Consider the following 25,554-nt stretch of genomic DNA (forward strand, 5'->3'; position numbering starts at 1 on the left):
CCTCAAGAAATCAGAACGAAACGCCACCTTCACCGACCAGTTTTTCGAGTGCCCAAATCAGGACAAAGTCGATCAACACGATCAGCACGGCAAACGAAAAAACGGTGGGGTCGAGCGAAGACACAGTGCGGCTGTACATCCAGATCGGCACGGTCATCACATCGATGGTGTAAAGGAAATAGGTCACGGTGAATTCGTTGAACGAGACGATGAACGCCAGCAGCATGCCCGCCAGGATCCCCGACTTCATCAACGGCACCACCACATCGACAATCGCCCGCAGCGGTGAGGCGCCGAGCATTTGTGCGGCCTCCTCGACTTCACTGCCGATGGAAAGCATGGCCGCCGTGCAGTTCTTCACCACGAACGGCAACGCCAGGATGACGTGGGCAATCACCAATCGCGAGGTGGTCATGTGGAATGGCAGGCTGTCGAACACCAGCAACAATGCCAGCCCCAACACCACCATCGGGAACACCAGTGGCAACGACATCAGTTGCAGTGCCACGGCCTTGCCGCGGAACTCGCAACGGGTCAACGCGTACGCTGCCGGCACCGCGATGATCGTGGCGAAGACCATGGTCAGGCACGACACCATGAGGCTGGTGGTCATGGCCTGGCCAAGGCTCAACACGTCGCTGGAATCGGGCGAGACGAAGGTGTGCCAGGCGGCCTTGTACCATTGCAGGCTGTAGCTGCTCGGCGGGAAATCAAGGTTCGATGCGCCACTGAAGGACATGACGATCATGGTCAGGATCGGCAGCACCGCCAGCAGCAGAATGAAGCCGGAAAGGATGCCGGCGAACTTGCCGGTCTCGCCGGGCAACAGCCCATAGCGCTTCTTGGTCAGGGTACTCATTGCGAAGCCTCCAGCATGCGTCGACGACGGCCGGTTATGTATTCGGACAAGGTCATGATCGCGAGCGTCGTGACGATCAGCACCACACCGGCAGCAGACGCGGCGGGCCAGTTCATCAGCGGGGCGATCTGGTCATGCACCATCACCGCCAGCATCGGCACGCGACGGCCACCGAGCAGCAGCGGCACCACGAAACTGCTGGCGTTGTAGGCGAACACCAACGTTGCACCGGTAATGATCCCCGGCAGGCTCATCGGCAATACCACTTGGCGGAACACCTGGAAGCGACTGGCGCCGAGGGTCGCGGCGGCTTCTTCGTAGCTGCGGGCGACACCGCGCATGGCGCTGGCGATCGGCAACACGGCCAATGGAAACGCGGTTTGCACCAGGCCCATCAATACGCCGTTCTGGTTGTACAGCAGCATGATGGGACGCTTGATCAGGCCCAGCCCCATCAGCGCCTGGTTGAGCATGCCGCCCGGGCCGAGAATCACCAGCCAGCCGTAGCTTTGCAGCAACAGGTTGACCAACAACGGCAACAGCACCGCCGCCAGGAAGATCCGACGCACGAACGGTGAGGTCAGTCGCGACATGGTGTAGGCCACCGGGATCGCCAGGATCACAGCGATCACCGCGCTGATCAACGCCAGGCGCAGGGTCAGCATCAGGGATTTGAGGTAGTAGGGTTCAAGCAATTGGGCGTAACTGGCCAGGCTGAACCCGGACCATTCCGCGCCTTTGGTGCCCACGCTCATGCGCAGTACCAACAGGCTCGCGGCAATCAGCACGCCGAGAAACAGCATCGACGGTGTCAGGAAAAACCAGGCACGCGCGGTCGGCGAAACACCGCGATTGGCGCGCGTGGGCACGGCACTCACCGGGTGGGTCAGAGGTTGGTGTTCCATAGCAAAGGGTCTCGTCAATGGAAAGCAGCAAGACTGAGATCGAGCAAGAACCTGTGGCGAGGGAGCTTGCTCCCGCTGGGTCGCTTAGCGACCCCAATCACTCACCGCGTTGGTTCTGATAGAACGCGGTGCCTGGTTATGCGGCTGCTGCGCAGCCGAGCGGGAGCAAGCTCCCTCGCCACAAAGGATCCTTGAACCTCAGAAATCAGGAAGAAAAGATTTCCGTGTAACGACGAATCCATTGGTCATGCACAGTCGCCAGGAAAGCGTTGTCGTGCATGATCGCCTTCTCGGCAATCTGCTCCGGCGTGAGGATGTACGGGCTCTTGCGCGCTTCGGCGGAGATGATCGCCTTGGCGTTGACCGGACCGTTGTAGATGTCTTCCGCCATCTTGCCCTGCACCAGCGGGTCCAGAGAATGGTTGATGAAGGCGTACGCCATGTCGGTGTCGCCCGGACGATTCTTCGGCATCACCGACAGCATCAGGTCGGTGTAGAAACCTTCCTTCATGCCGAACGTGGCGCCCAGGCCGTAGTTCGGATCGCGGATCTGTTTCGGGAAGAACGCCGGCGCGTACAGACCACCCATGTCCAGGGAACCGGTGCGGAACAGTTCGGCGATCTGGTTCGGGTTTTCGCCCAGGGTCACTACGCGATCTTTCAGTTCGGCGAGCTTCTTGAAGCCAGGCTCGATGTTGTGCTCGTCACCGCCGGCCAGTTTGGCAGCGATGATGATCAGGTCCATGGCCTCGGTCCAGTTCGGTGGCGGCAGGAAGATGTTCGGTGCCGCGTCGGCGTCCCACAGGGAGGCGTAACTGGTCGGCGCTTCTTTCTGGGTGCGCGTGCTGTAGACCAGACTGTTGCACCAGAGCAGGTAACCGATGCCGTGACCATTGGCGCCGGTGCGGTATTTTTCCGGCACATCGACGATGTTGGGGATGCGGTTGAGGTCGGGCTTTTCCAACAGGTTGGCGGCGGCCAGACCTTCGGCGCCGACGCCGGCCAGGGTGATGATGTCGTACTGCGGGCGATCACCGCCGGCCTTGAGTTTGGCGACCATTTCCGAGGTACTGCCGGTGCGGTCGGCGATGACCTTGCAGCCGTACTTGTCTTCGAATGTCGCAGCGATATTGCGCAATGCAGCCAGGCCGGTGTCATCCGACCAGGTCAGCAGGCGCAGGGTCTTGCCGGTGAAGCGGGTATCGCTGGCATTGGCCTTGACGAACGGCAAGCTCATGGCGGCCGCTGCAACCGAGGCTACGCCCACGGTCTTGATGAATTGACGTCTGTTCAGATCATGCTCGCCCATTACGGACTCCCTTTGTTTTTGTAGGTATAAGGCAGGTCGAAACTGTTGCATCCGCGCGACTGGATCAGCGTTTACCCCTCGTATTTTCGGGGGCTTTACCGGGCCAGCGAGTTCATCCTGAAGTCGTGTAAAACAGCTGACTATCGATAAATACTCATCGAAGCCATGACGCCGACGCATGCCTCCTTGCGAGGCATGCGCTCACCTTTTTCGTGCCTTCAGACGGCGCGAATCACGTGTTTGATTTCCTGGAAAGCCTGCAAGCCCCACGGCCCCAATTCGCGGCCGATGCTGCTCTGCTTGTAGCCGCCCCAAGCGGTCTGCGGGAAGATCACCTGAGGCGCGTTGATCCACACCAGCCCCGCCTGCAAAGCGTTGGCGACACGGTCGGCGGTTTCAGCGTTGCGCGTGACCACACTGGCCACCAGGCCGAACTGGCTGTCATTGGCCAGGGCAATCGCTTCGGCTTCGGAGGTGAAACGGCGCACGCAGATCACCGGGCCGAAAATCTCTTCGCACCACAGCGCACTGTCCAGGGGCACATCGGTGAAAACCGTCGGCTGCAAAAAATACCCGCGAGGCAGATCCGCCGGACGATTACCGCCGCACACCAGCCTCGCACCGGCACTCAAACCGCGATCGATGTGGCCGAGCACGCGTTGGTATTGCGCCTGATTGACCAGCGCGCCCATCTCCACGTTCGGGTCGAACGGGTCCGCCACGCGAATCGCTTCGGCACGAGCCTTGATCCGCGTCAGGAACGCTTCAGCCAGTTCCTCGGCGACCAGTACACGGCTGGTGGCGGAGCACATCTGCCCGGCGTTGAAGAAACCGCCGCCGCACGCCACTTCCACCGCCAGGTCGAGATCGGCATCGGCCAGTACCAGCAATGAAGATTTGCCGCCCAGTTCCAGGCTCACGCCCTTCACGGTTTCTGCGGCGCGCTGCATGACCTGCACGCCTACCGCGTTGCTGCCAGTGAAGGAGATTTTGGCGATGCGCGGGTCTGCCGAGAGGGGGGCGCCCACGGCCAGGCCGGTACCGCAAACCAGGTTGAACACACCGGCAGGCACGCCGGCTTCAGCGATGATCGCGGCCAGTTCAAGCTCCGGCAGCGGCGTCACTTCCGAAGGCTTGAGCACCACGCAGCAACCCGCGGCCAACGCCGGGGCCAGCTTCCATGCGGTGGTGACCATCGGGAAATTCCACGGCACGATCAGGCCGACCACACCGCAGGGTTCACGGCGCAGGCGCGCGCTGAAATCATCGGTCGGCAATTCGACGGCGCTGTCCTGTTTTGCATCCAGGCCTTCGGCGAGACCGGCGTAATACTCGAAGGTGGCGATCACGTCATCGACGTCGATGGCCGCCTCGAACAGCGGTTTACCGTTGTTGCTCGACTGCAAATGCATCAGTTGTTCGCGCCCGGCTTGCACGCCCGCGGCGATTTTGCGCAGGATCGCGCCGCGCTCGGCGCCAGTGGTTTTCGACCAGTCGATGAAGGCCTTGGTCGCCGCGCTGACGGCTTGCTCGACGGCACTTGCGTCGCCACCATTGACGGTGGTCAGCAGCGCTTCGGTTGCCGGGTTGATCACGCGCAGGTGTTCGTTGCCCGCCGACCATTGGCCGTCGATGTACAGGCCATCGAGTGTGGTTGGGAAGTTCATTTCGACACCGCCTGCATCCACTGGGTCTGATCGATTTCAATCAGGGTCGGGCCTTGGCGATCGGTGGCGGCACGCAGCGCACTACGTAATGGCTCGACACCGCTGACCGCCTCGGCAGCGCAACCCAGGGCCTTGGCCACGCCGATGAAGTCAGGGGTATAGATGTCGACACCCACCGGTTCGATGGCACGGTTGACCATGTATTTCTTGATCTCTTCGTAGCCCTGGTTATTCCACAGCAGCACGATCACTGGTGTGCGCGCTTCCACGGCGCTGGCCAGTTCCGGCAGGGTGAATTGCAGGCCACCGTCGCCGATCAGGCACACAACCGGCGGGCGGGCGCCGCTTTCAACGCTGCCACCGAGCCAGGCGCCAATCGCCGCCGGCAAGGCGTAACCGAGGGTGCCGTAGCCGGTGGACGAGTTGAACCAGCGACGCGGGCGTTCCGGGTTGAAGGTCAGGTTGCCGGTGTACACCGGCTGAGTGGAATCGCCAACGAACACGGCGTTGGGCAACTCCTGCAAAACGGTTTCGAGGAAACGCGTCTGGGCCAGGGTCGGTGCATCCCAGCTCGCGGCCAGCTCTTCACGCAAACGGGCGGCGCGAACCTGGCCCCAATCGTTACGGCGCTCAGCCAGGGATTTGTGCGACAACGCACTCAACAACGCTTGTGCGGCGTTGCGCGAGTCAGACACCAGCGCAACGTGCGGCGGGTAATTGCGCACGGTCTGGTCCGGGTCGATATCGATACGCAGCAGCTTGCCGGGAATCTCGAAACCGCCAGCGAAGGTCACGTCATAGTCGGTTTCCGCCAGTTCGGTGCCGATGGCCAATACCACGTCGGCCTCGGCGACCAGCGCGCGCGTGGCGACCAGGCTCTGGGTCGAGCCGATCAGCAACGGATGCGCGGACTCAAGCATGCCTTTGGCGTTGATGGTCAGTGCCACCGGAGCGTCGAGCAACTCGGCCAGTTCAGTCAGCTCGGCAGCGGCATCGATGGCCCCGCCACCGGCGAGGATCAGCGGACGCTTGGCGCCGGCCAGCAACTCAGTCATGCGCGAAACGGCCGAAGGCGCAGCGCCGGCGCGGTCGATAGTGACCGGCAGGCTGCTGAGCAAGTCGTCGGCTTCCTCGACCAGGACGTCCAACGGAATTTCAATGTGCACCGGGCGCGGACGACCGGCCTGGAACAGCGAAAAAGCGCGGGCCAGTACGCCCGGCAACTCGGCCGCCGACATCAGGGTGTGGGAGAACGCCGCTACACCGGCACACAATACGCCCTGGTTCGGCAGTTCGTGCAGCTTGCCGCGACCGCCGCCCAGTTGGCTGCGCGATTGCACGCTGGAGATCACCAGCATCGGAATCGAATCGGCGTAAGCCTGGCCCATGGCGGTGGTGATGTTGGTCATGCCTGGGCCGGTGATGATGAAGCACACACCCGGTTTGCCGCTGGTGCGGGCGTAGCCGTCGGCCATGAAACCGGCGCCCTGCTCATGACGTGGTGTGACGTGGTTGATGCTCGAACGGGCCAGCCCGCGATACAGCTCCACGGTGTGAACGCCCGGAATGCCGAACACCTGCTCGACACCATAATTCTCGAGTAACTTGACCAACACTTCGCCGCACGTCGCCATGTGAATTGCCCTTCTTGTTCGATTTGAGACGCCGGGCCTGCGCTGTGTTTATGATGGATTCGCAGGTCCAGGGATGGCCTCATTGGAACGGGCGACACATAGCCGCAACAATGGATAAAAAATCATACTAGCCATGTCCTCACGTCATACCTTGGATCTCAATGAAACGACTGCCTCCCCTGCCGGCGCTGCATACTTTTCTGATTACCGCGCAGTGCTGCAACTTCACCCGGACTGCCGAACAGCTGCACATCACCCAAGGAGCGGTAAGCCGACAGATCGCCGGGCTGGAAGATTTTCTCGGTTATGAATTGTTTATCCGCCAGGCGCGAGGCCTGAGCCTGACAGCCGAAGGAAGGGAGTGGCTGCCACGGGTGCAGCAGATTTTCGGATTGATCGACGAGGCCGTTGAGCAGATCGGCGAGAAGCGTGAAACCCTGCAACTCAAGGCGCCGACGTGCGTCATGCGCTGGTTGTTGCCGCGCCTGTTGCAATGGCAAAAGGAACGCCCGGATGTCCCCGTGGAGCTGACCACCACGATCAAGCACGGTGTGGACTTTCACCGCGAGCAATTCGATGCGGCGGTCATGTACGGCACACCACCAGACACTGCTCTGATGTCGCAGAAACTGTTCGACGAGCAACTGACACCGGTCTGTTCCAAGCCCATGCTCGAAGGGCCGATACCGCTGCAGACTCCGGCCGATTTGCAACAGCATCTGCTGCTACACCCCACACGCGATGAGCGGGACTGGAAGGCCTGGTTGAAAGCAGCGGATGTGAAACTGAGCAATGTCGGCAAGGGCCAGCACTTCGAGACCCTTGATCTGGCGATGTCGATGGCATCCCAGGGAACGGGGGTGGCGATTGGCGATTGGTCGTTGATCGGCGACGACCTGGATGCCGGGCGACTGGTCATGCCATTCGAACTGAAGGTGACGACGGGACTGGCGTATTACCTGGTATTCCCGGAAAAACCAGAACCTTCGCCGAAGTTGCGGGAATTGATGGGCTGGTTGGTGGAGCAGGCGCAGTCGCGATAAAACCCGAAATCCATCACTGCCCCTGTAGGAGCGAGCCGGCTCCCACAGGGTTCAGGGATTCTCACAAGGTCACAGGGGTTCATCAGTGTTCTGAATATCGGATCAAATGCACAGCCTGTCTGGCTGGCAACTCATCCGCGCTGACCTATGCTCAAGGTAATACCGCAGGGTATTCGTTCAGAGGTCAACGCCATGAACATCAAAACAAGAAGGTACCTGGCCATTTTCATCACCTGCGCGGTCACGCTCGGGTTGTATGGCGCAGCAGCCTGGCGCGTGGAGCAGTTGCGCAACCTGCCCCGTGAGTACGCCAGCTGCAATTTCGAGCGTTGCATTCCCCACAACGCGACCCTCAACGCCCTTCGATAGCCAAGGCGTCAGGCCTCGTTGTCCTGATCGGCCTTCAAGCGGTCGCGGAAGGCCTTTGGCGAGATTCCCACCCGACGCCGGAACAGGCGCGTGAAGTTGGTCGGATCTGAAAACCCCAACACGTCGGACATTTCATAGATGGTCATGCTGGTGTAGGTCAGCAAGCGCTTGGCTTCCAGCAATTGCCGCTCATGCATGATCTGCAATGCCGGCTGCCCGGCCAGCTCACGGCACGTGCCGTTGAGATGGGAAACGGAAATCCCCAGGCGATGGGCCAGGTCCTCGACCTTGACGTGCTGGCGATAGGTCTCTTCCACCAGCTGGATGTAACCGTTGAGGTACTCGCGGGCACGCTGCGGCCGTTGGCTGGCTGAATGACGCTGGATCACCTGGCGGCTGACCCACACCATGATCACACTGACCAGCGAATGCATCAGCATTTCCCGTGCCGGTTGATGGCTGGTGTACTCATTCTGCAGCGCACTGAACAGACTGTTGAGGTACTCACCGTCCTGCCCCGCAGGATAGCTTTCCGCTTGGGCCAAGGCGTTGACCGAATGCCCCAGTTGCTGCTGCAAATGGGCGATCAACGGCGCGGCAAGCGTGACCACAAAGCCTTCGACATCCTCGGAAAAACGGAAGCCGTGCACCGACAGTGGTGGCAGGATCTGGATAGCCGGTTCGCTCAGTTGAGTACGTTTACCTTCGATTTCAAGCTCTGCCTGACCTTTGAATACGAAGAGCAACTGGCATAAATCGGCATGGCGATGCGGTTTGATTTCCCATTGATGTTCGCGGCTGCGTTTGGAAATGGTCTCACAGTGCAGCAAGTCGGGGGTCGGCCAATCCAGGCTTTCACCGTAGAGCTTGAACACTGGAATCGAAGGCAGGTCAGGCTTGTTCATCACTTCAATCCAGGCCTCGGAATAGATGACGGGCGATAATCGCACCGATTGGCAAAATGAACAGGTATCAGCTCAGTTTTCACCTTCAATTGACAGACCCGCGAGAGAAAAATGCAAGCACTCGATCCATAAAATCATTCAGCGGCTCTGGCCGCGTGAAGCTTGCGAGTCATAAAAACAATGAAAACGCTGAAAACTCAAGTTGCCATTATTGGTGCTGGCCCTTCCGGTCTGCTACTCGGCCAGTTGCTGCACAACGCCGGAATCGACACCCTTATCCTCGAACGTCAGACCCCGGACTATGTCCTCGGTCGCATCCGTGCCGGAGTCCTCGAACAAGGCATGGTAGAGCTGTTGCGCCAGGCCGGTGTGAGCAAGCGCATGGACGCCGAGGGATTGGTCCATGGCGGCTTCGAACTGGCCCTCGATGGGCGTCAGGTGCACATTGACCTGCAGGCCCTCACCGGTGGTAAAACCGTAATGATCTACGGCCAGACCGAGGTTACACGTGACCTGATGGCCGCTCGTCAGGTCGCGGGGGCGCAGACAATTTATGAAGCGAGCAATGTCGTTCCCCACGGCATGAAAACCGATGAGCCCTTCATCACTTTTGAAAAGAATGGCGAAACCTATCGCCTCGATTGCGCGTATATCGCCGGCTGCGATGGCTTCCATGGTGTCGCCCGTCAATCGATTCCCAGCGATAGCCTGAAAGTCTTCGAGCGGGTCTATCCGTTCGGTTGGCTGGGAATACTGGCCGACACCCCGCCAGTACACGAAGAACTGGTCTACGCCCGCCACGAACGTGGTTTTGCCCTGTGCAGCATGCGTTCGGCCACGCGCACACGTTATTACCTGCAAGTCCCGGCCAATGAACAGGTCGAGAACTGGTCCGATCAACGCTTCTGGGACGAACTCAAAACCCGCCTGCCGCAGACCTTGGCGCAGAAGCTGGTGACCGGTCCGTCCATCGAAAAAAGCATCGCGCCGCTGCGCAGCTTCGTGGTCGAACCCATGCAGTACGGCCGGATGTTTTTGGTCGGCGATGCCGCGCACATCGTCCCCCCCACCGGTGCCAAAGGTTTGAATCTGGCGGCCAGTGACGTCAGTACGTTGTTCAATATCCTGCTCAAGGTTTATCGCGAAGATCGCCTCGACTTGCTCGAGAAATACTCGCAAATCTGCCTGCGTCGGGTGTGGAAAGCCGAACGATTTTCCTGGTGGATGACCTCGATGCTGCACCGTTTCGACGATCACGATGCATTCAGCCAGCGCATCGCCGAGTCGGAGCTGGATTACTTCGTCGATTCCGAGGCCGGGCGAAAAACCATTGCAGAAAACTATGTCGGGCTTCCCTACGAGGCTATCGAATAGGCTGCTATCGATTTAAACTGGCGAGCACTCACCCGCTCGCCATGCCTCTGCGGGTCAATCACTGCCCGCAGGTTTTCCCGTGACCCATCTCAACCAGCCTGAAATGCCCAAACCGGCGATCCGCAGTGTGCTGATCGCCCTGATGCTGGCAATTTTTCTGGGGGCGCTGGACCAGACCATCGTCGCGGTATCGATGCCGGCCATTTCCGCGCAATTCAAGGATGTCAGCCTGCTGGCGTGGGTGATTTCCGGCTATATGGTGGCGATGACCGTGGCGGTGCCGATCTACGGCAAACTCGGGGATCTGTACGGGCGGCGCAAGTTGATGCTGTTCGGCATGGGCCTGTTCACCCTGGCATCATTGTTTTGCGGCATGGCCCAGAGCATGGAGCAACTGGTGTTGGCGCGGATTTTCCAGGGCATCGGCGCCGGCGGAATGATCTCGGTGAGCCAGGCAATCATCGGCGACATCGTGCCACCGCGCGAACGCGGTCGCTATCAGGGTTACTTCAGCAGCATGTATGCGGTGGCCAGCGTCGCCGGCCCCGTGCTCGGCGGCTACATGACGGAGTATTTGTCCTGGCGCTGGGTGTTCCTGATCAACCTGCCATTGGGCCTCGGTGCGTGGCTGGTGGCCAATCGCACACTGGTCGGCCTGCCGATTCCGCAACGCAAACCCATCATTGATTACCTCGGCACTGTGCTGATGATCATTGGCCTGACGGCGTTATTACTGGGCATCACCCAGGTCGGCCAGGGCCATTCATGGCGTAGCGCCGAGGTGTTGGGGTTACTGGCTTGCTCAGTGCTGGTGCTGGGGTTGTTTGTGATGCATGAACGACGGGCACGGGAGCCGCTATTGCCCATGCATTTGTTCGCCAACCGCAATGCGGTTCTGTGTTGGTGCACGATTTTCTTCACCAGTTTCCAGGCGATCTCGTTGATCGTGCTGATGCCGCTGCGTTTCCAGAGCGTCACCGGTGCCGGCGCAGACAGCGCCGCGCTGCACCTGCTGCCGCTGGCGATGGGCTTGCCGATTGGTGCCTATTTCGCCGGTCGCAGGACCTCAATCACGGGCCGCTATAAACCCATGATCCTCGCTGGCGCCGTGCTGATGCCGATTTCGATTCTGGGCATGGCCTTCAGTCCGCCTCAAGCGTTCGTGCTGAGCAGCCTGTGCATGCTGTTCAGCGGGATCGCCTCGGGCATGCAGTTTCCGACTTCGCTGGTGGGCACCCAAAACTCGGTGGAACAACGGGACATCGGCGTAGCGACCAGCACCACCAACCTGTTTCGCTCGCTTGGGGGCGCGGTGGGCGTGGCCATGATGTCGGCACTGCTGCTGGCGCTGCTGCAGGATTCAAGCTTCGCGCACCTGGCCGGGTCGGCGCTGATTGCCGAAGGGCATTCCGGCAACGTACTGCTGGACGGTCTGAACGCGGCGCCGGGGGATGCGCAGGACGCATTGCGTGCCGAACTGCTGTTGACCTTTCGCCACTTGCTGATGGTCAGCGCTGCCGTGTCGCTGCTGGGGTTGGCAGCGGCAATCGCCATGCCGAACAAGTTGTTGCGGGGCAGGGAAGACAAGGTTCGTTAAATGCCTGTAGGAGCGAGCCTGCTCGCGAAAAAAGCCGAGAACGCCGCAGGGCATCCGGGTTCGCGCGATATCGTTCACCACCTTCACGAGCAAGCTCGCTCCTACATACACATCATGGGCTGTAATACCCGACAGCCACCAGAAAATGTCCGACCTTCTTCAGGTAGGCGTGCTTGTCCTCGATCTTGCCAGTCACCGGGTTTTTCCAGCGATATTCGTATTCGCCATAATCCTGCTTGGCCATGAGCGCCAGGATCGGTTCTCCCACGGGTTTGCCTTCAGGGTCCTTGATTTTGCTGAAATCGGTGTTGATCAAGCGCAGGTTAGTGCCGTGGGCGACATATCGCTGAGTGTCCAGATCGACGACGAACACATACAGGTCATCCTGCAGGTATCCGCCCTTGAGGGAATTGATCGCCGTCAGTGTGCCCTTCTCGTCCTTGGCCAGGTCGGTTGCCGCTTTGTTCAGCAAGGCCATGGCCTGTTCCGCTGACGCCCGTGGCAGGTAGTAACCCACCGCGAGAATCCGCTGGCCGACTCGCTGGTAATACACATGTTTGCGCTCGACCTTGCCGTCGGCCCAGTTCTGCCAACGATATTCCGCCTGTTGAATACCGTTGCCTTCCGGCACCTTGAGGGCTTCCTTGAAGGCTGTCTGCAACTCCGGCCCGAGCGTTTCCGAGACGTCCCGGCCAATCAGGGCCGAAGACGGACCGCCGCTGGCGAGCATCACGCCTTTGGTGTCCAGGACGAACACATAACGGTCTTTATCGACGAACTCACCTTGACGGCTGAACGCCGCAAAGGCCTTGTCACCGTTCTCGTGGTAATAGGCCAAGGCTTTTTCCAGCAAGGCGATGGCGGCCTTGCTGTCGTCCTTTTCTGTTCCGGCCGCTTGCGCCTGAGCCAAGCCCAGCACAAGCATGAAGCACAGCACGGCGAACCTTTGCACAAACCCCATTGCGCATCCCTCGTTCCTGTTGATGTTTCAAGAGCGTAGACGGCAATCGGGCATGTATGGATATTCAGCGGATCGCAGTGTGTAAGGAAATCATTCCCGGTCCGCCCGGGAATGATTCAAGGCTTACTGTCGGGCGCGCAATTGCTGTTGCAGGTTCTGGATCTGCGCTTGCAGTGTGTTGATGTTGCGGGTGACCTGGGTGCGGAAAGCATCGAATTCCGCTGTGTTGGTCGAGCCTTGCGCCGGACGGTTGTCCTGCTGACTCTTGAGCACGATGATGTCCTGTTCCAGGCTGTCGATGGCGGCGTTCGGGTTGCCTTGCTTTTTCAATGCAGTGATATCGGCGCCGATACTTTTCAGCTGGGCTTCGAATTGCCCCGTGTCAGCCGTGGCGCTCTTCAGCGCGGCCACATCGCCGATCAAGACTTTGACCTGGGCTTGCAATTGCGTATTGACGGTCTGGTGCTCAGCGCTCTGGGTGGTGATCTGCGCCAGACGCTTGTCCAGATCGCTGGTTTGCGCGGTCATCTGCGCCAGACGCTTGTCCAGGTCCGAGGTTTGACCGACCACGCCTTGTTGCTGCTTGCTCTGATCCTGCAACTTGCTCTCCAGCTGCTTGATTTGCAGCTTCAAGGCTTCGCTGTCGGAGGTGACGTTGGTCTGACTGGCGACCACTTTGCCGGAAATGTCCTGCAGGCGCCCTGCCGCTTCCTCACTGATGCGCGCGAAACTTTCCTGGGTGGCCACCAGTTGCTGCTCCATCAGCGAAATCTGCTGGAAGCTCCACCAGGCCAGGCCCGCGAAGGCAAAGAACAAAGCGCCCACCAGTGCCCACAACGGGCCGGTACTTGCTGCCTTGACCTTGACCACGGGCGGTGTGCGCGAATGTACCGAGGTGCGGGTGGTGGCTGGAAAATCATCGTCATCGAGGACGCCTGCACGCAGGCTCGGTACATCATCGAAGTCGTCGTTGGCATCGTTACGCATGGACATTGAGTCAACCTTTGTGAAACGCAATGGCGTGGATGCGGCGAGTATAACCCCCACTGCCGCACCGATTGACCCTCAACACCGTAGCCGGTTCAGTGTGTGCGGATGTCCTGGGCTTTCCACCAGCCGCAGAATTCATCAAGGGCAGTCCACAGGCTGACCTTCGGGTCGTAATCCAGATAATGCCGGGCGCGACTGATGTCCAGGGTGAAATTTTTCTTCATCACTTGCATGCCCAGCCGCGACAAGGTCGGCTCGGGGCGGCCTGGCCATAACTTGCATACGCCTTCGTTCAGCGCCGCAACGCTGTAGGCCAAACCGTAGGAACGGTAGCGCGTAACCTGTGGGACTTCCATTTTGCGCATGACGTAATTGACCACATCCCACAGGGGCACCGGCGCGCCGTTGCTGATGTTGTAGACCTTGCCCAGGGCCGAGCCCCCGGCCAGCAAACTGCTGAGCAACGCTTCGTTGAGGTTTTGCACACTGGTGAAGTCAGCCACGTTCAGACCGTTGCCAATAATCGCCAGACGTCCCTTGCGCTGCATTTTCAACAGGCGCGGAAAGATGCTCATGTCACCGGCACCGGTGACGAAACGCGGGCGCAGCGCCACGGTTTCGAGGCCGAATTCCTGGGCGCCGAACACCTTTTGCTCAGCCAGGTATTTGGTGGCGGCATACGGATGTTTGAAGCGTTTGGGCACTTGTTCTTCGGTCAAACCCAAATGATCGCGACCATCGAAGTAGATCGATGGCGACGACAAGTGCACCAGGCGTTTTACCCGTTGTTTAAGGCAGGCCTCGACCACATTTTCGGTAACCTGGACATTGCCTTGGTGAAAGTCCTGATAACGTCCCCACACACCGACGGCGCCGGCGCAATGCACCACGGCTTCAACGTCGGCGCACAGCTCCCGGGTCAATTGCGGATCGCCGAGATCACCCTGGATGAACTCGGCGCCACGGCGCAGCAGATGCTCCACACCCTCGGCCCGGCGACCGTTGACCCGCACGTCCAGGCCCTGCTCCAGGGCGAAACGCGCAAAGCGCCCGCCAATGAAGCCGCTTGCGCCGGTGACCAGAATCTTCATGTATTGCTCCGAATATTTCGTTTTGCGTATTGCGTGAAGTCTTGACGTTGAACGTCAGTCCAACGGCACCAACCATTGCCTGGATGCCAGCACCAACTGATCGGTCAGCAATCCCAGCAACTGACCACCATTACGCCAATGATGCCAGTACAGCGGCACATCGATCGGCTTATCTGGCAAAAGCTCCCGTAAAACACCGCGCTCCAGTTGTTCGCGGACCTGCAGTTCCGGCACCAGCCCCCAGCCGAGTCCGGCTTCGGTCAGACGGATAAAGCCTTCAGATGACGGGCACAAATGGTGTTCGAAGCCGCCATCGACGCCGAGGGATGCCAGATATCGATGCTGCAGAAAGTCGTCAGGGCCGAAAACCAGGGCCGGGGTTCGCGCCAACTGGTCGGCGCGTACACCTTGCGGGAAATGTCGGGCAATGAACGCCGGGCTGGCCAGGGCGCGATAACGCATCGCCCCGAGCAAAACACTGCGCGCACCGGCCACCGGTCGCTCACTGGCACACAGACACCCCGCCACTTCGCCGGCACGCATCCGTTTGAGGCCGACGGTCTGGTCTTCAACGATCAGGTCCAGCAACACATGTTGTTGCGCGCAGAAATCCCCTACCGCCTGCGCCCACCAGGTGGCCAGACTGTCGGCATTCAAGGCAATGCGCAAACGCTCCGGCAAACCTTCTTCATCCAATGCCGGTACCAGGCTTTGCAGATCCCGTTCAAGCAGACGTACCTGCTGCACATGGTTGAGCAAGCGCCGCCCGATCTCGGTCGGGGATGGCGGCGTAGCCCGAACCAGTACCGGTTGACCTACTCGTGCTTCGAGCAATTTGATGCGCTGGGAAATGGCCGATTGCGACAACCCCAACACTTGCGCAGCCCGTTCAAAACCGGCCTGCTCGACCACCGCCGCCAAAGCGGACAGCAATTTGTAGTCGAACATCAGTTCTCCTAATGAGCGATCAGCAATATTGGTTTTTCTTATACAGCGTCGTGCCCGAGAATGACCAGCAAGAACTGATGAACAGGAAATACCGACATGGCTGGCGAAACTTCATTGGCAACGTTACTGCGCAGCATGAGTCCGCAATTAAACGCCGGCGAATACGTGTTCTGCACCCTGCCCGACGGGCAATTGCCGACGGGGTTGGACATCATTGGCAGCTTCCGTGAACAGGAAGGCCTGACAGTCATTGTCGAACGTAGCCACGCCGAGCAGACCGGTTTGAGCTTCGACTACGTCGCGGCCTGGATCACCCTGAACGTGCACTCGGCCCTGGAAGCCGTCGGCCTGACAGCCGCATTCGCCACAGCGTTGGGCAAGGCCGGGATCAGCTGCAACGTAATCGCCGGTTACTACCACGACCACTTGTTCGTCGGCCAGGCCGACGCTGAACGCGCGTTGGAAGTGCTGCGCAATCTGGCTGCCAACGGGGAGTAAGCAATCATGTGGCAAAGCTATATGAACGGTCTGTTGGTAGCGTTCGGCCTGATCATGGCGATCGGCACGCAGAATGCGTTTGTGCTGGCGCAAAGTTTGCGCAGGGAACATCACCTTCCGGTCGCGGCCCTGTGCGTGGCCTGCGACGCGCTACTGGTGGCGGCCGGGGTGTTCGGACTGGCGACAGTCCTGGCACAAAATCCGACATTGCTGGCGATTGCCCGTTGGGGCGGCGCGGTGTTTTTGCTGTGGTATGGCAGTCAGGCACTGCGCCGTGCCTTTTCGAAGCAGAGCCTGCAACAGGGTGAAAACCAGACTGTGCGCTCACTGCGCGCGGTGATGCTCAGCGCTCTGGCGGTGACGTTGCTCAACCCGCATGTGTATCTGGACACCGTTTTACTGATCGGCTCCCTCGGTGCACAACAAACCGAGCCTGGTGCTTATGTGGTGGGGGCCGCGAGTGCGTCGCTGCTGTGGTTTTTCACCCTGGCACTAGGCGCCGCCTGGCTCGCTCCATGGCTGGCCAGACCGAGCACCTGGCGAATCCTCGATCTGTTGGTGGCCGTGATGATGTTTGCAGTAGCGCTGCAATTGATCATGGCCGGCTGATTTATTCCAAACGGCTCTGGAACCTCTATTCCACACAGTTGTTGCGTGGTTATGCCGCCCCCCCGGTGCTATGATCCCGACCCTGCGCCGCAAAGAGTGTAAAACTCCCCGGCGCTTGTCTGGCCGCCCGTGATCGGCCTTGCGCTCACCGCACCTGACCTGATTAGGAGATCCACCATGGCTTTCGAATTGCCGCCACTGCCTTACGCACATGATGCTCTGCAGCCGCACATTTCCAAGGAAACTCTGGAATATCACCACGACAAGCACCACAACACCTACGTCGTGAACCTGAACAACCTGGTGCCAGGCACCGAGTTCGAAGGCAAGACCCTGGAAGAAATCGTCAAGACTTCTTCGGGCGGCATCTTCAACAACGCCGCTCAGGTCTGGAACCACACTTTCTACTGGAACTGCCTGGCGCCAAACGCTGGCGGTCAACCAACCGGCGCACTGGCTGACGCAATCAACGCGGCTTTCGGTTCGTTCGACAAGTTCAAGGAAGAGTTCAGCAAGACGTCCATCGGCACCTTCGGTTCCGGCTGGGGCTGGCTGGTGAAAAAGGCTGACGGTTCCCTGGCCCTGGCCAGCACCATCGGCGCCGGCAACCCGCTGACCAGCGGCGACACACCGCTGCTGACCTGCGACGTCTGGGAACACGCTTACTACATCGACTACCGCAACCTGCGTCCGAAGTACGTTGAAGCGTTCTGGAACCTGGTCAACTGGAAATTCGTGGCTGAGCAGTTCGAAGGCAAAACCTTCACCGCTTAAGCTCGATGCCAGACAAAAGAACCCGGCTTTTTAGCCGGGTTTTTTTATGGGGTACATCTGCTGGAGATTGGTTGGCTGGCAGGGCGCCATCACTGGCAAGCCAGCTCCCACAGGTTGCGTGGCGTATGCAGGCTCGCTCCTACAGGTATCGGAGTTTTCCCACGAAGAAACCCGCTATCACCCCCTTGCCCCAAAGCCACACCGGTCTAACATCAATGAAAGGAAAAAATCCCCACTTTCCCTCAAGTTGAAGGACCCAACTACCGACACAGTACCCATCGGATCAATAATCCAGGCACAGCAAATCGGCCAAGCTGCAGGCAAAATCCCTCACGGATGATTGTCCCTTTGACTGCCATCACGAGATTGCCAATACTCATGGCAACTTGATGCTACCCGCACGGAACAAGGAATAACCCTTTGAAGCTGGAACTCAAGAACAGCTTGTCGGTGAAGTTGCTCCGGGTCGTGCTCCTGTCGGCATTGATCGTCGGTGTGGTCTTGAGCTGCGCGCAGATTGTTTTCGATGCTTATAAGACCCGCCAGGCCGTTGCCGGGGATGCCCAACGCATTCTCGACATGTTCCGCGACCCTTCGACCCAGGCCGTCTATAGCCTGGACCGGGAAATGGGCATGCAGGTGATCGAAGGCCTGTTTCAGGACGATGCCGTTCGCCAGGCTTCCATCGGTCATCCCAACGAAGCCATGCTCGCGCAAAAATCACGCGAATTGCAGCATTCCAACAGCCGCTGGCTGACCGATCTGATCCTCGGCAAGGAACGCACCTTCACCACTCAATTGGTCGGTCGTGGTCCTTACAGTGAGTATTACGGCGACCTGAGCATCACCCTCGACACGGCCACCTATGGCCAGGGTTTTATCGTCAGTTCGGTGATCATCTTCATTTCCGGTGTACTGCGTGCCCTGGCGATGGGGCTGGTGCTGTACCTGGTTTATCACTGGCTGCTGACCAAGCCTTTGTCGCGGATCATCGAGCATTTGACCGAAATCAATCCCGATCGCCCCAGCGAACACAAGATTCCGCAGCTCAAGGGCCATGAAAAAAACGAGCTAGGCATCTGGATCAACACCGCCAACCAGTTGCTGGAGTCCATCGAGCGCAACACCCATCTGCGCCACGAAGCGGAAAACAGCCTGCTGCGCATGGCCCAGTATGACTTCCTCACCGGCCTGCCGAACCGTCAGCAGCTGCAAACGCAACTGGACAAGATCCTCGTCGACGCTGGCAAGCTTCAACGCCGGGTCGCGGTGCTGTGTGTCGGGCTGGATGACTTCAAGGGTATCAACGAACAGTTCAGCTACCAGACCGGCGACCAGTTACTGCTGGCCCTGGCCGATCGCCTGCGCGCACACAGTGGACGCCTCGGCGCCCTCGCCCGTCTCGGGGGCGACCAGTTCGCCCTGGTGCAGGCCGATATCGAACAACCCTACGAAGCCGCCGAGCTGGCCCAGAGCATTCTCGATGACCTGGAAGCGGCGTTTGCCCTCGATCATCAGGAAATTCGCCTGCGCGCCACCATCGGCATCACGCTATTCCCCGAAGACGGCGACAGCACCGAGAAGCTGCTGCAAAAAGCCGAGCAGACCATGACCCTGGCCAAGACCCGCTCGCGCAATCGTTACCAGTTTTATATCGCCAGCGTTGACACCGAGATGCGCCGCCGTCGCGAGTTGGAAAAAGACCTGCGCGATGCTTTGGCCCGCGAACAGTTCTACCTGGTCTATCAGCCGCAAATCAGCTATCGGGATCATCGCGTGGTTGGCGTCGAAGCACTGATTCGCTGGCAGCACCCGGAACACGGGCTGGTGCCGCCGGACCTGTTCATCCCGCTGGCCGAGCAGAACGGCACCATCATCGCCATCGGCGAATGGGTTCTCGACCAGGCGTGCAAGCAGCTGCGCGACTGGCACGATCAGGGTTTCAGCGACCTGCGCATGGCCGTGAACCTGTCCACCGTGCAATTGCACCACGCTGAGTTGCCAAGGGTGGTGAACAATTTGCTGCAGATGTATCGCCTGCCGCCGCGCAGCTTGGAACTGGAAGTCACCGAAACCGGCCTGATGGAGGACATCAGCACCGCCGCCCAGCATTTGCTAAGCCTGCGGCGCTCCGGGGCACTGATTGCGATTGACGACTTCGGTACGGGCTACTCGTCACTGAGCTATCTGAAAAGCCTGCCGTTGGACAAGATCAAGATCGACAAGAGTTTCGTCCAGGACCTGCTCGATGACGACGATGACGCGACGATCGTTCGCGCGATCATCCAGCTGGGCAAGAGCCTGGGCATGCAAGTCATCGCCGAGGGCGTGGAAACGGCCGAGCAGGAGGCCTACATCATTTCCGAAGGTTGTCACGAAGGTCAGGGCTATCACTACAGCAAACCCCTGCCGGCACGGGAATTGGGTGCGTACCTGAAGCAGGCCCAGCGCAGTAACGCCGCGATCCTCTGAACCTGTGGCGAGGGAGCTTGCTCTCGCTGGCGGCCGGCATTCAGTCATGTGAATAAGAAATATTTCCAAGCACAACCCTTTACACATAATGCGAAAGATTTGCATTATGTCGCAGTTTTGCGCTCTCACAGCGCCTTATCACCTCCCTCTCGAAGCAGGATGTTCGCCATGATTCGTATGCCTCTGGCTACCGCCAGTCTGTTGGCCATCGCAATTTCCCTCGCCGGTTGCGGTGAAGGCAAGGACAAAGAAAAAGCTGTCGCACCTGCGCCGGCAGCCAGCACTGCTGCTACCCCGGCTGCTCCAGCCGCTGCGCCTGCCGCTGCCGGTAAAGTCGACGAAGCCGCCGCCAAAGCCGTTGTCGCGCACTACGCCGACATCGTTTTCGCCGTTTACAGCGATGCCGAATCCACCGCGAAAACCCTGCAAACCGCCATCGACGCGTTCCTCGCCAAGCCGAACGCCGACACCCTGAAAGCCGCCAAGGCCGCCTGGATCGCAGCTCGCGTTCCTTACCTGCAGAGCGAAGTGTTCCGTTTCGGCAACACCATCATCGACGACTGGGAAGGTCAGGTGAATGCCTGGCCACTGGACGAAGGCCTGATCGACTACGTCGACAAATCCTACGAGCACGCCCTGGGTAACCCGGGCGCCACTGCCAACATCATCGCCAACACCCAGGTTCAGGTCGGCGAAGACAAGATCGACGTCAAAGACATCACCCCGGAAAAACTGGCCAGCCTGAACGAGCTGGGCGGTTCCGAGGCCAACGTCGCCACCGGCTACCACGCCATCGAATTCCTGCTCTGGGGCCAGGATCTGAACGGCACCGGCCCTGGTGCCGGCAACCGTCCGGCTTCCGACTATCTGGAAGGCAAAGGCGCAACCGGCGGTCACAACGAGCGCCGCCGCGCGTACCTGAAGGCAGTGACCCAGTTGCTGGTCAGCGACCTCCAAGAAATGGTCGGCAACTGGAAGCCGAACGTGGCCGACAACTACCGCGCCACCCTGGAAGCCGAACCGGCTGAAACCGGCCTGCGCAAAATGCTGTTCGGCATGGGCAGCCTGTCCCTCGGCGAACTGGCGGGCGAGCGCATGAAGGTGTCCCTGGAAGCCAACTCTCCGGAAGACGAACACGACTGCTTCAGCGACAACACCCACAATTCGCAGTTCTACGATGCCAAGGGCATTCGGAACGTGTACCTGGGCGAATACACCCGCGTCGATGGCACCAAAATGACCGGCGCCAGCCTGTCGTCGCTGGTGGCCAAGGCAGACCCGGCTGCCGACACCGCGTTGAAAGCCGACCTGGCCGCTACCGAAGCCAAGATGCAGGTCATCGTTGACCACGCCAACAAGGGTGAGCACTACGACCAGTTGATCGCTGCCGGCAACGCCGCGGGCAACCAGATCGTTCGCGACGCCATCGCTTCGCTGGTCAAGCAGACCGGTTCGATCGAAGCGGCTGCTGGCAAGCTGGGTATCAGCGACCTGAACCCGGACAACGCTGATCACGAATTCTGATCAACGCTGGCTGAATAAAAAGGCGACCTTCGGGTCGCCTTTTTCATACCTGTTTTTTGAGTGCCGATCATTCCCACGCTCTGCGTGGGAAAGCAGCCCGGGACGCTCCGCGTCCCATCCAGAGCCGAACGCGGAGCGTCCGTAGAGGCATTCCCACGCAGAGCGTGGGAACGATCAAAACCCTGCCCCGCATCAAAGCAAACGATAATTCCTCTTATTCAAACTCTTATCCCCTGTTAGACTTTGCGCCCTTGTTTTGCTCGTCTTGCAGGATGTCTATGCCCTCGCTGCCTCTTCGCTTGTCCGCACTGTTTCTGGCCCTGGGCCTGAGTGCCTGCGATGACGCCCCGCGGTTTACCGAGGCCGAACCCGGTGAAGCCCGCTCCGGCGGTAGTGCCACCGTACGCAAGACTGATCAAAACGCATTTTCCCTGCCCTCGGCCAACCTGCCACCTTCACGGCGTGTGGATTTCAGCGTCGGCAACAGCTTCTTCCGCAACCCTTGGGTGATTGCGCCGTCGACCACGACAGCCCGTGATGGTCTGGGTCCTCTGTTCAACACCAATGCCTGCCAGGGCTGCCACATCAAGGACGGTCGCGGTCACCCGCCCGAACCTGACGCTTCGAATGCCGTATCGATGCTGGTGCGCCTGTCGATTCCCGACACCCCGGCTTATGCCAAAGTCATCGAGCAACTGGGTGTCGTGCCGGAGCCGGTCTACGGCGGGCAGTTCCAGGACATGGCCGTGCCCGGTGTCGCCCCCGAGGGCAAGGTGCGGGTCGACTACACACCGGTAAAGGTGCAATTCAAAGACGGCACCGAAGTCGAATTGCGCAAGCCGAGCCTCAACATCACCCAGTTGAATTACGGCCCAATGCACCCCGACACACGTTTCTCGGCACGGGTCGCGCCGCCAATGATCGGCCTGGGCCTGCTTGAAGCAATCCCCGAGGAGGCAATCCTGGCCAACGCCGAGGCTCAAGCCAAAGCCGGGGACGGTATCGCCGGACGGCCGAACCGGGTCTGGGATGACGCGCAACAGAAAACCGTACTCGGGCGATTTGGCTGGAAAGCCGGGCAACCGAATCTCAATCAGCAGAATGTTCACGCGTTTTCCGGTGACATGGGTCTCACGACCAGCCTCAGACCCTTTGATGACTGCACCGACGGGCAAACCGCCTGCAAACAGGCGCCGAATGGCAACGGCGTAGATGGCGAGCCGGAAGTCAGCGACAACATCCTGCGCTTGGTGCTGTTCTACACTCGCAACCTCGCCGTTCCGGCGCGCCGTGATGTCAACGCTGCTGAAGTGCTGGCCGGCAAGAATTTGTTCTATCAGGCGGGATGCCAGTCCTGCCATACGCCGAAATACACCACCGCCGCCAACGCCGCCGAACCTGAACTGGCCAATCAAGTGATTCGCCCTTACAGCGATCTGCTGCTGCATGACATGGGCGACGGCCTGGCCGACAACCGCAGCGAATTCCAGGCCAGTGGCCGCGACTGGCGCACGCCGCCGTTGTGGGGCATTGGATTGACGCAAGCGGTCAGCGGGCATACCCAGTATTTGCATGACGGCCGCGCTCGCAATCTGCTCGAAGCCGTGCTCTGGCATGGCGGCGAAGCAACCGCGGCGCAGCAACAGGTTTTGTCTTTCAATGCCGAGCAGCGCGCCGCGTTGCTGGCGTTTTTGAATTCACTTTAATACGCATTCGACTGCGGGAGCCCGACATGTTTCGTCCCAAATTGTTGTTCACCAGCCTGGCCGCACTAGCGTTGGGCGCCTGTTCGCCTCAGGACCCGCAAGCGGTCACGTCGGCAGCCATCGCCAAATCGGTGATCCTGCCGACCTACACCCGCTGGGTAGAAGCCGACCGCCAACTGGCTGTCAGCGCGCTGGCCTACTGCGAAGGCAAGGAAACACTGGAAACTGCCCGCGCCGACTTCCTGCACGCACAAAAAGCCTGGGCCGAGCTGCAACCGCTGTTGATCGGGCCGCTGGCTGAAGGCAATCGTGCATGGCAAGTGCAGTTCTGGCCGGACAAGAAAAACCTGGTCGGCCGCCAAGTCGAGCAACTGATCACGGCACAGCCGCAAATCGATGCAGCGGCACTGACCAAGTCCAGCGTCGTGGTGCAAGGCCTGTCGGCCTACGAATACATTCTGTTCGACAGCAAGCCAGATGTGGCCAACGCCGAGCAGAAAGCCAAGTATTGCCCGCTGTTGATCGCCATTGGCGAGCGTCAGAAACAATTGGCCGAAGAGATTCTGAAAAGCTGGAACAACACGGACGGTATGCTCGCGCAAATGAGCAAGTTCCCGAACCAGCGTTATGCTGACTCGCACGAAGCAATTGCCGATCTGTTGCGCGTGCAAGTCACTGCGCTCGACAGCCTGAAGAAAAAACTCGGCACGCCAATGGGGCGCCAGACCAAGGGGGTCCCGCAACCGTTCCAGGCCGATGCATGGCGCAGCCAATCTTCCCTGGCCGGCCTTGAGGCAAGCCTGGCCGCTGCCAAAACAGTCTGGGAAGGCGTCGACAACAAGGGCTTGCGCAGCCTGTTGCCAAGCGATCAGAAGCCATTGGCCGACAAGATCGACGCCGCCTATGCCGCTTCGTTGAAACTGTTCGCCAGCAACCAGCGCTCGCTGACCGAAATGCTCAACGACGACGCCGGTCGCCAGCAACTCAACGATATCTACGACAGCCTCAACGTCGTCCATCGCCTGCACGAAGGCGAACTGGCCAAGGCGCTGGGCATCCAACTGGGCTTCAACGCCAACGACGGTGACTGATGAGGGCAAGTGCCATGCTGCGACGCCAGGCTCTGACGTTAGGAAGTTTGTTGCTGGGTGCAGTGACGCTGGGCGGCTGGAAGCTGTTCAAACACAAAGACGCCAGCCCGCTGCTTCTCTCGGCGCGGGACGATACTGACGGCAAGCACTACGCCGTCGGGTATCGGCTGGACGGCACCCGGGTGTTTGCCACCCAGGTCGGCCAGCGTTGCCACGACATCATCAACCACCCGACGTTGTCGATTGCGCTGTTCGTCGCCCGTCGCCCGGGCACCGAGAGCTACCTGATCGACCTGCGCGACGGGACTTTGCTGCAAACGCTGACATCACAACCGAATCGGCACTTCTACGGTCACGCGGTGATTCACCACAGCGGTGACTGGCTGTATGCCACCGAAAACGACACCACTGATCCGGGTCGCGGCTTGCTGGGTGTGTATAAGTTCGAAGGCGAGCGACTGGTGCACAGCGGCGAGATCTCCACCCATGGCATCGGCCCGCATCAAGTGTCGTGGATGCCCGATGGCGAAACCCTGGTGGTGGCCAACGGCGGGATTCGCACCGAAGCGGAAAGCCGGGTCGAGATGAATCTCGACGCCATGGAACCAAGCCTGGTGCTGATGCAACGCGACGGCACGCTGTTGAGCAAGGAAACCCTCGGCCAGCAGATGAACAGCGTGCGCCACCTGGGCATCGCCAGCGACGGCACCATCGTTGCCGGTCAGCAGTTCATGGGCGCGGCTCATGAATCGTCGGAGCTGCTGGCAATCAAGCGCCCCGGCCAACCGTTCGTGGCGTTCCCGGTGCCGGAGCACCAGTTACAGGCCATGGGGCATTACACCGCCAGTGTCGCGGTGCACAGTGACCTGCGATTGGTGGCCTTGACTGCGCCACGGGGCAACCGCTTTTTCATCTGGGACCTGGACAGCGGCGAAGTGCGCCTGGATGCACCGCTTGCCGATTGCGCTGGCGTTGGCGCGGTCGCCGACGGGTTTGTCGTGACCTCTGGCCAGGGCCGCTGCCGTTACTACGATTGCCGCCAGACAGAGCTGGTTGCAAAACCGTTGGAGCTGCCGGCAGGGCTCTGGGACAACCATCTGCATCTGATGGCGTAATTACGTCAAAAGATCGTCCGATAGCTGGGGCCGCTCCCGGACGATCTTTTCACGACATCACCTCTCCAATACCTCACAACCTGTAAAAACTGGCAGTTGGATTACCCTTCCCA

The 25,554-nt window shown here is 59.9% G+C and carries 22 protein-coding genes; 12 read left to right on the plus strand and 10 right to left on the minus strand.

The genetic code is table 11. From position 1 onward, the window contains the following. Positions 1 to 10: 10 nt before the first annotated feature. The 5 genes from D8U73_RS23585 to D8U73_RS23605 form a co-directional block, all read right to left on the minus strand. Complete coding sequence (locus D8U73_RS23585; protein WP_056852706.1) at positions 11 to 859, minus strand: ABC transporter permease; 849 nt, start codon at positions 857 to 859, stop codon at positions 11 to 13. Further along, positions 856 to 1,764 carry an ABC transporter permease gene (locus tag D8U73_RS23590; protein WP_056852707.1) on the minus strand — a complete coding sequence of 303 codons (909 nt, stop codon included), beginning with the start codon at positions 1,762 to 1,764 and terminating at the stop codon, positions 856 to 858. The genes D8U73_RS23585 and D8U73_RS23590 overlap by 4 nt, the downstream gene beginning before the upstream one ends. A gap of 205 nt (positions 1,765 to 1,969) precedes the next feature. Then, positions 1,970 to 3,073 carry an extracellular solute-binding protein gene (locus D8U73_RS23595; RefSeq protein WP_056852708.1) on the minus strand — a complete coding sequence of 368 codons (1,104 nt, stop codon included), beginning with the start codon at positions 3,071 to 3,073 and terminating at the stop codon, positions 1,970 to 1,972. Positions 3,074 to 3,291: 218 nt separating this feature from the next. After that, complete coding sequence (locus D8U73_RS23600) at positions 3,292 to 4,740, minus strand: aldehyde dehydrogenase family protein (RefSeq protein ID WP_130905923.1); 1,449 nt, start codon at positions 4,738 to 4,740, stop codon at positions 3,292 to 3,294. Then, a complete protein-coding gene (locus D8U73_RS23605) occupies positions 4,737 to 6,374 on the minus strand; it encodes a 5-guanidino-2-oxopentanoate decarboxylase (protein WP_130905924.1) in 1,638 nt (545 codons plus the stop codon). The genes D8U73_RS23600 and D8U73_RS23605 overlap by 4 nt, the downstream gene beginning before the upstream one ends. Positions 6,375 to 6,535: 161 nt before the next feature. On the opposite strand from D8U73_RS23605, the gene D8U73_RS23610 reads away from it, so the two are divergent. Both D8U73_RS23610 and D8U73_RS29265 read left to right on the plus strand, forming a co-directional pair. Continuing rightward, on the plus strand, positions 6,536 to 7,417 hold the full coding sequence (locus D8U73_RS23610; RefSeq protein WP_056852711.1) for a LysR substrate-binding domain-containing protein: 882 nt from the start codon (positions 6,536 to 6,538) through the stop codon (positions 7,415 to 7,417). A gap of 192 nt (positions 7,418 to 7,609) precedes the next feature. After that, positions 7,610 to 7,786, plus strand: a complete 177-nt coding sequence (locus D8U73_RS29265) for a hypothetical protein (RefSeq protein WP_162837843.1) — start codon at positions 7,610 to 7,612, stop codon at positions 7,784 to 7,786. Between the two features lie 8 nt (positions 7,787 to 7,794). Here the strand turns inward: D8U73_RS29265 and D8U73_RS23615 are convergent, their stop codons facing one another. Next, on the minus strand, positions 7,795 to 8,691 hold the full coding sequence (locus tag D8U73_RS23615) for a helix-turn-helix domain-containing protein (protein ID WP_056852713.1): 897 nt from the start codon (positions 8,689 to 8,691) through the stop codon (positions 7,795 to 7,797). 180 nt (positions 8,692 to 8,871) lie between these two features. Here D8U73_RS23615 and pobA point away from each other — a divergent pair, with 180 nt between their 5' ends. Continuing rightward, a complete protein-coding gene (gene pobA / locus D8U73_RS23620) occupies positions 8,872 to 10,065 on the plus strand; it encodes a 4-hydroxybenzoate 3-monooxygenase (RefSeq protein WP_130905925.1) in 1,194 nt (397 codons plus the stop codon). Positions 10,066 to 10,144: 79 nt separating this feature from the next. Continuing rightward, the gene (locus tag D8U73_RS23625; protein WP_130905926.1) at positions 10,145 to 11,662 is read left to right on the plus strand and encodes an MDR family MFS transporter; all 1,518 of its coding nucleotides are present in this window, start codon (positions 10,145 to 10,147) and stop codon (positions 11,660 to 11,662) included. A gap of 112 nt (positions 11,663 to 11,774) precedes the next feature. Here D8U73_RS23625 and D8U73_RS23630 read toward each other — a convergent pair whose 3' ends face one another. From D8U73_RS23630 to D8U73_RS23645, 4 genes are all read right to left on the minus strand, one after another. Continuing rightward, positions 11,775 to 12,623 (minus strand): cache domain-containing protein, encoded by an 849-nt coding sequence (locus tag D8U73_RS23630; protein ID WP_130905927.1) that lies wholly within the window; start codon positions 12,621 to 12,623, stop codon positions 11,775 to 11,777. A 123-nt stretch (positions 12,624 to 12,746) separates the two neighbouring features. Further along, a complete protein-coding gene (locus D8U73_RS23635; RefSeq protein ID WP_130905928.1) occupies positions 12,747 to 13,616 on the minus strand; it encodes an ATPase in 870 nt (289 codons plus the stop codon). 89 nt (positions 13,617 to 13,705) lie between these two features. Beyond that, on the minus strand, positions 13,706 to 14,704 hold the full coding sequence (locus D8U73_RS23640) for an NAD(P)-dependent oxidoreductase (protein WP_130905929.1): 999 nt from the start codon (positions 14,702 to 14,704) through the stop codon (positions 13,706 to 13,708). Between the two features lie 54 nt (positions 14,705 to 14,758). Continuing rightward, positions 14,759 to 15,652, minus strand: a complete 894-nt coding sequence (locus D8U73_RS23645; RefSeq protein WP_056852719.1) for a LysR family transcriptional regulator ArgP — start codon at positions 15,650 to 15,652, stop codon at positions 14,759 to 14,761. Between the two features lie 96 nt (positions 15,653 to 15,748). Here D8U73_RS23645 and D8U73_RS23650 point away from each other — a divergent pair, with 96 nt between their 5' ends. The 8 genes from D8U73_RS23650 to D8U73_RS23685 all read left to right on the plus strand — a co-directional run bounded on the left by D8U73_RS23650 (position 15,749) and on the right by D8U73_RS23685 (position 25,441). Further along, a complete protein-coding gene (locus D8U73_RS23650; RefSeq protein WP_130905930.1) occupies positions 15,749 to 16,150 on the plus strand; it encodes an ACT domain-containing protein in 402 nt (133 codons plus the stop codon). 6 nt (positions 16,151 to 16,156) lie between these two features. Then, positions 16,157 to 16,759 carry a LysE/ArgO family amino acid transporter gene (locus D8U73_RS23655; protein ID WP_056852721.1) on the plus strand — a complete coding sequence of 201 codons (603 nt, stop codon included), beginning with the start codon at positions 16,157 to 16,159 and terminating at the stop codon, positions 16,757 to 16,759. A gap of 177 nt (positions 16,760 to 16,936) precedes the next feature. Further along, positions 16,937 to 17,533 carry a Fe-Mn family superoxide dismutase gene (locus tag D8U73_RS23660; RefSeq protein ID WP_056852722.1) on the plus strand — a complete coding sequence of 199 codons (597 nt, stop codon included), beginning with the start codon at positions 16,937 to 16,939 and terminating at the stop codon, positions 17,531 to 17,533. Between the two features lie 420 nt (positions 17,534 to 17,953). Then, entirely contained in the window at positions 17,954 to 20,005 is a 2,052-nt protein-coding gene (locus D8U73_RS23665; RefSeq protein WP_130905931.1) for a bifunctional diguanylate cyclase/phosphodiesterase, read from the plus strand. A 168-nt stretch (positions 20,006 to 20,173) separates the two neighbouring features. Next, complete coding sequence (locus tag D8U73_RS23670; protein ID WP_130905932.1) at positions 20,174 to 21,529, plus strand: imelysin family protein; 1,356 nt, start codon at positions 20,174 to 20,176, stop codon at positions 21,527 to 21,529. Positions 21,530 to 21,807: 278 nt separating this feature from the next. Beyond that, complete coding sequence (locus tag D8U73_RS23675) at positions 21,808 to 23,235, plus strand: di-heme oxidoredictase family protein (protein WP_130905933.1); 1,428 nt, start codon at positions 21,808 to 21,810, stop codon at positions 23,233 to 23,235. A 26-nt stretch (positions 23,236 to 23,261) separates the two neighbouring features. After that, complete coding sequence (locus tag D8U73_RS23680; RefSeq protein WP_130905934.1) at positions 23,262 to 24,326, plus strand: imelysin family protein; 1,065 nt, start codon at positions 23,262 to 23,264, stop codon at positions 24,324 to 24,326. A 14-nt stretch (positions 24,327 to 24,340) separates the two neighbouring features. Then, positions 24,341 to 25,441: a DUF1513 domain-containing protein gene (locus D8U73_RS23685; RefSeq protein ID WP_056852727.1), complete on the plus strand. Its 1,101-nt coding sequence runs from the start codon at positions 24,341 to 24,343 to the stop codon at positions 25,439 to 25,441. The last annotated feature ends 113 nt before the right edge of the window (positions 25,442 to 25,554 follow it).

This window comes from Pseudomonas sp. Sample_22 (assembly GCF_004307635.1).
GTDB lineage: Bacteria > Pseudomonadota > Gammaproteobacteria > Pseudomonadales > Pseudomonadaceae > Aquipseudomonas.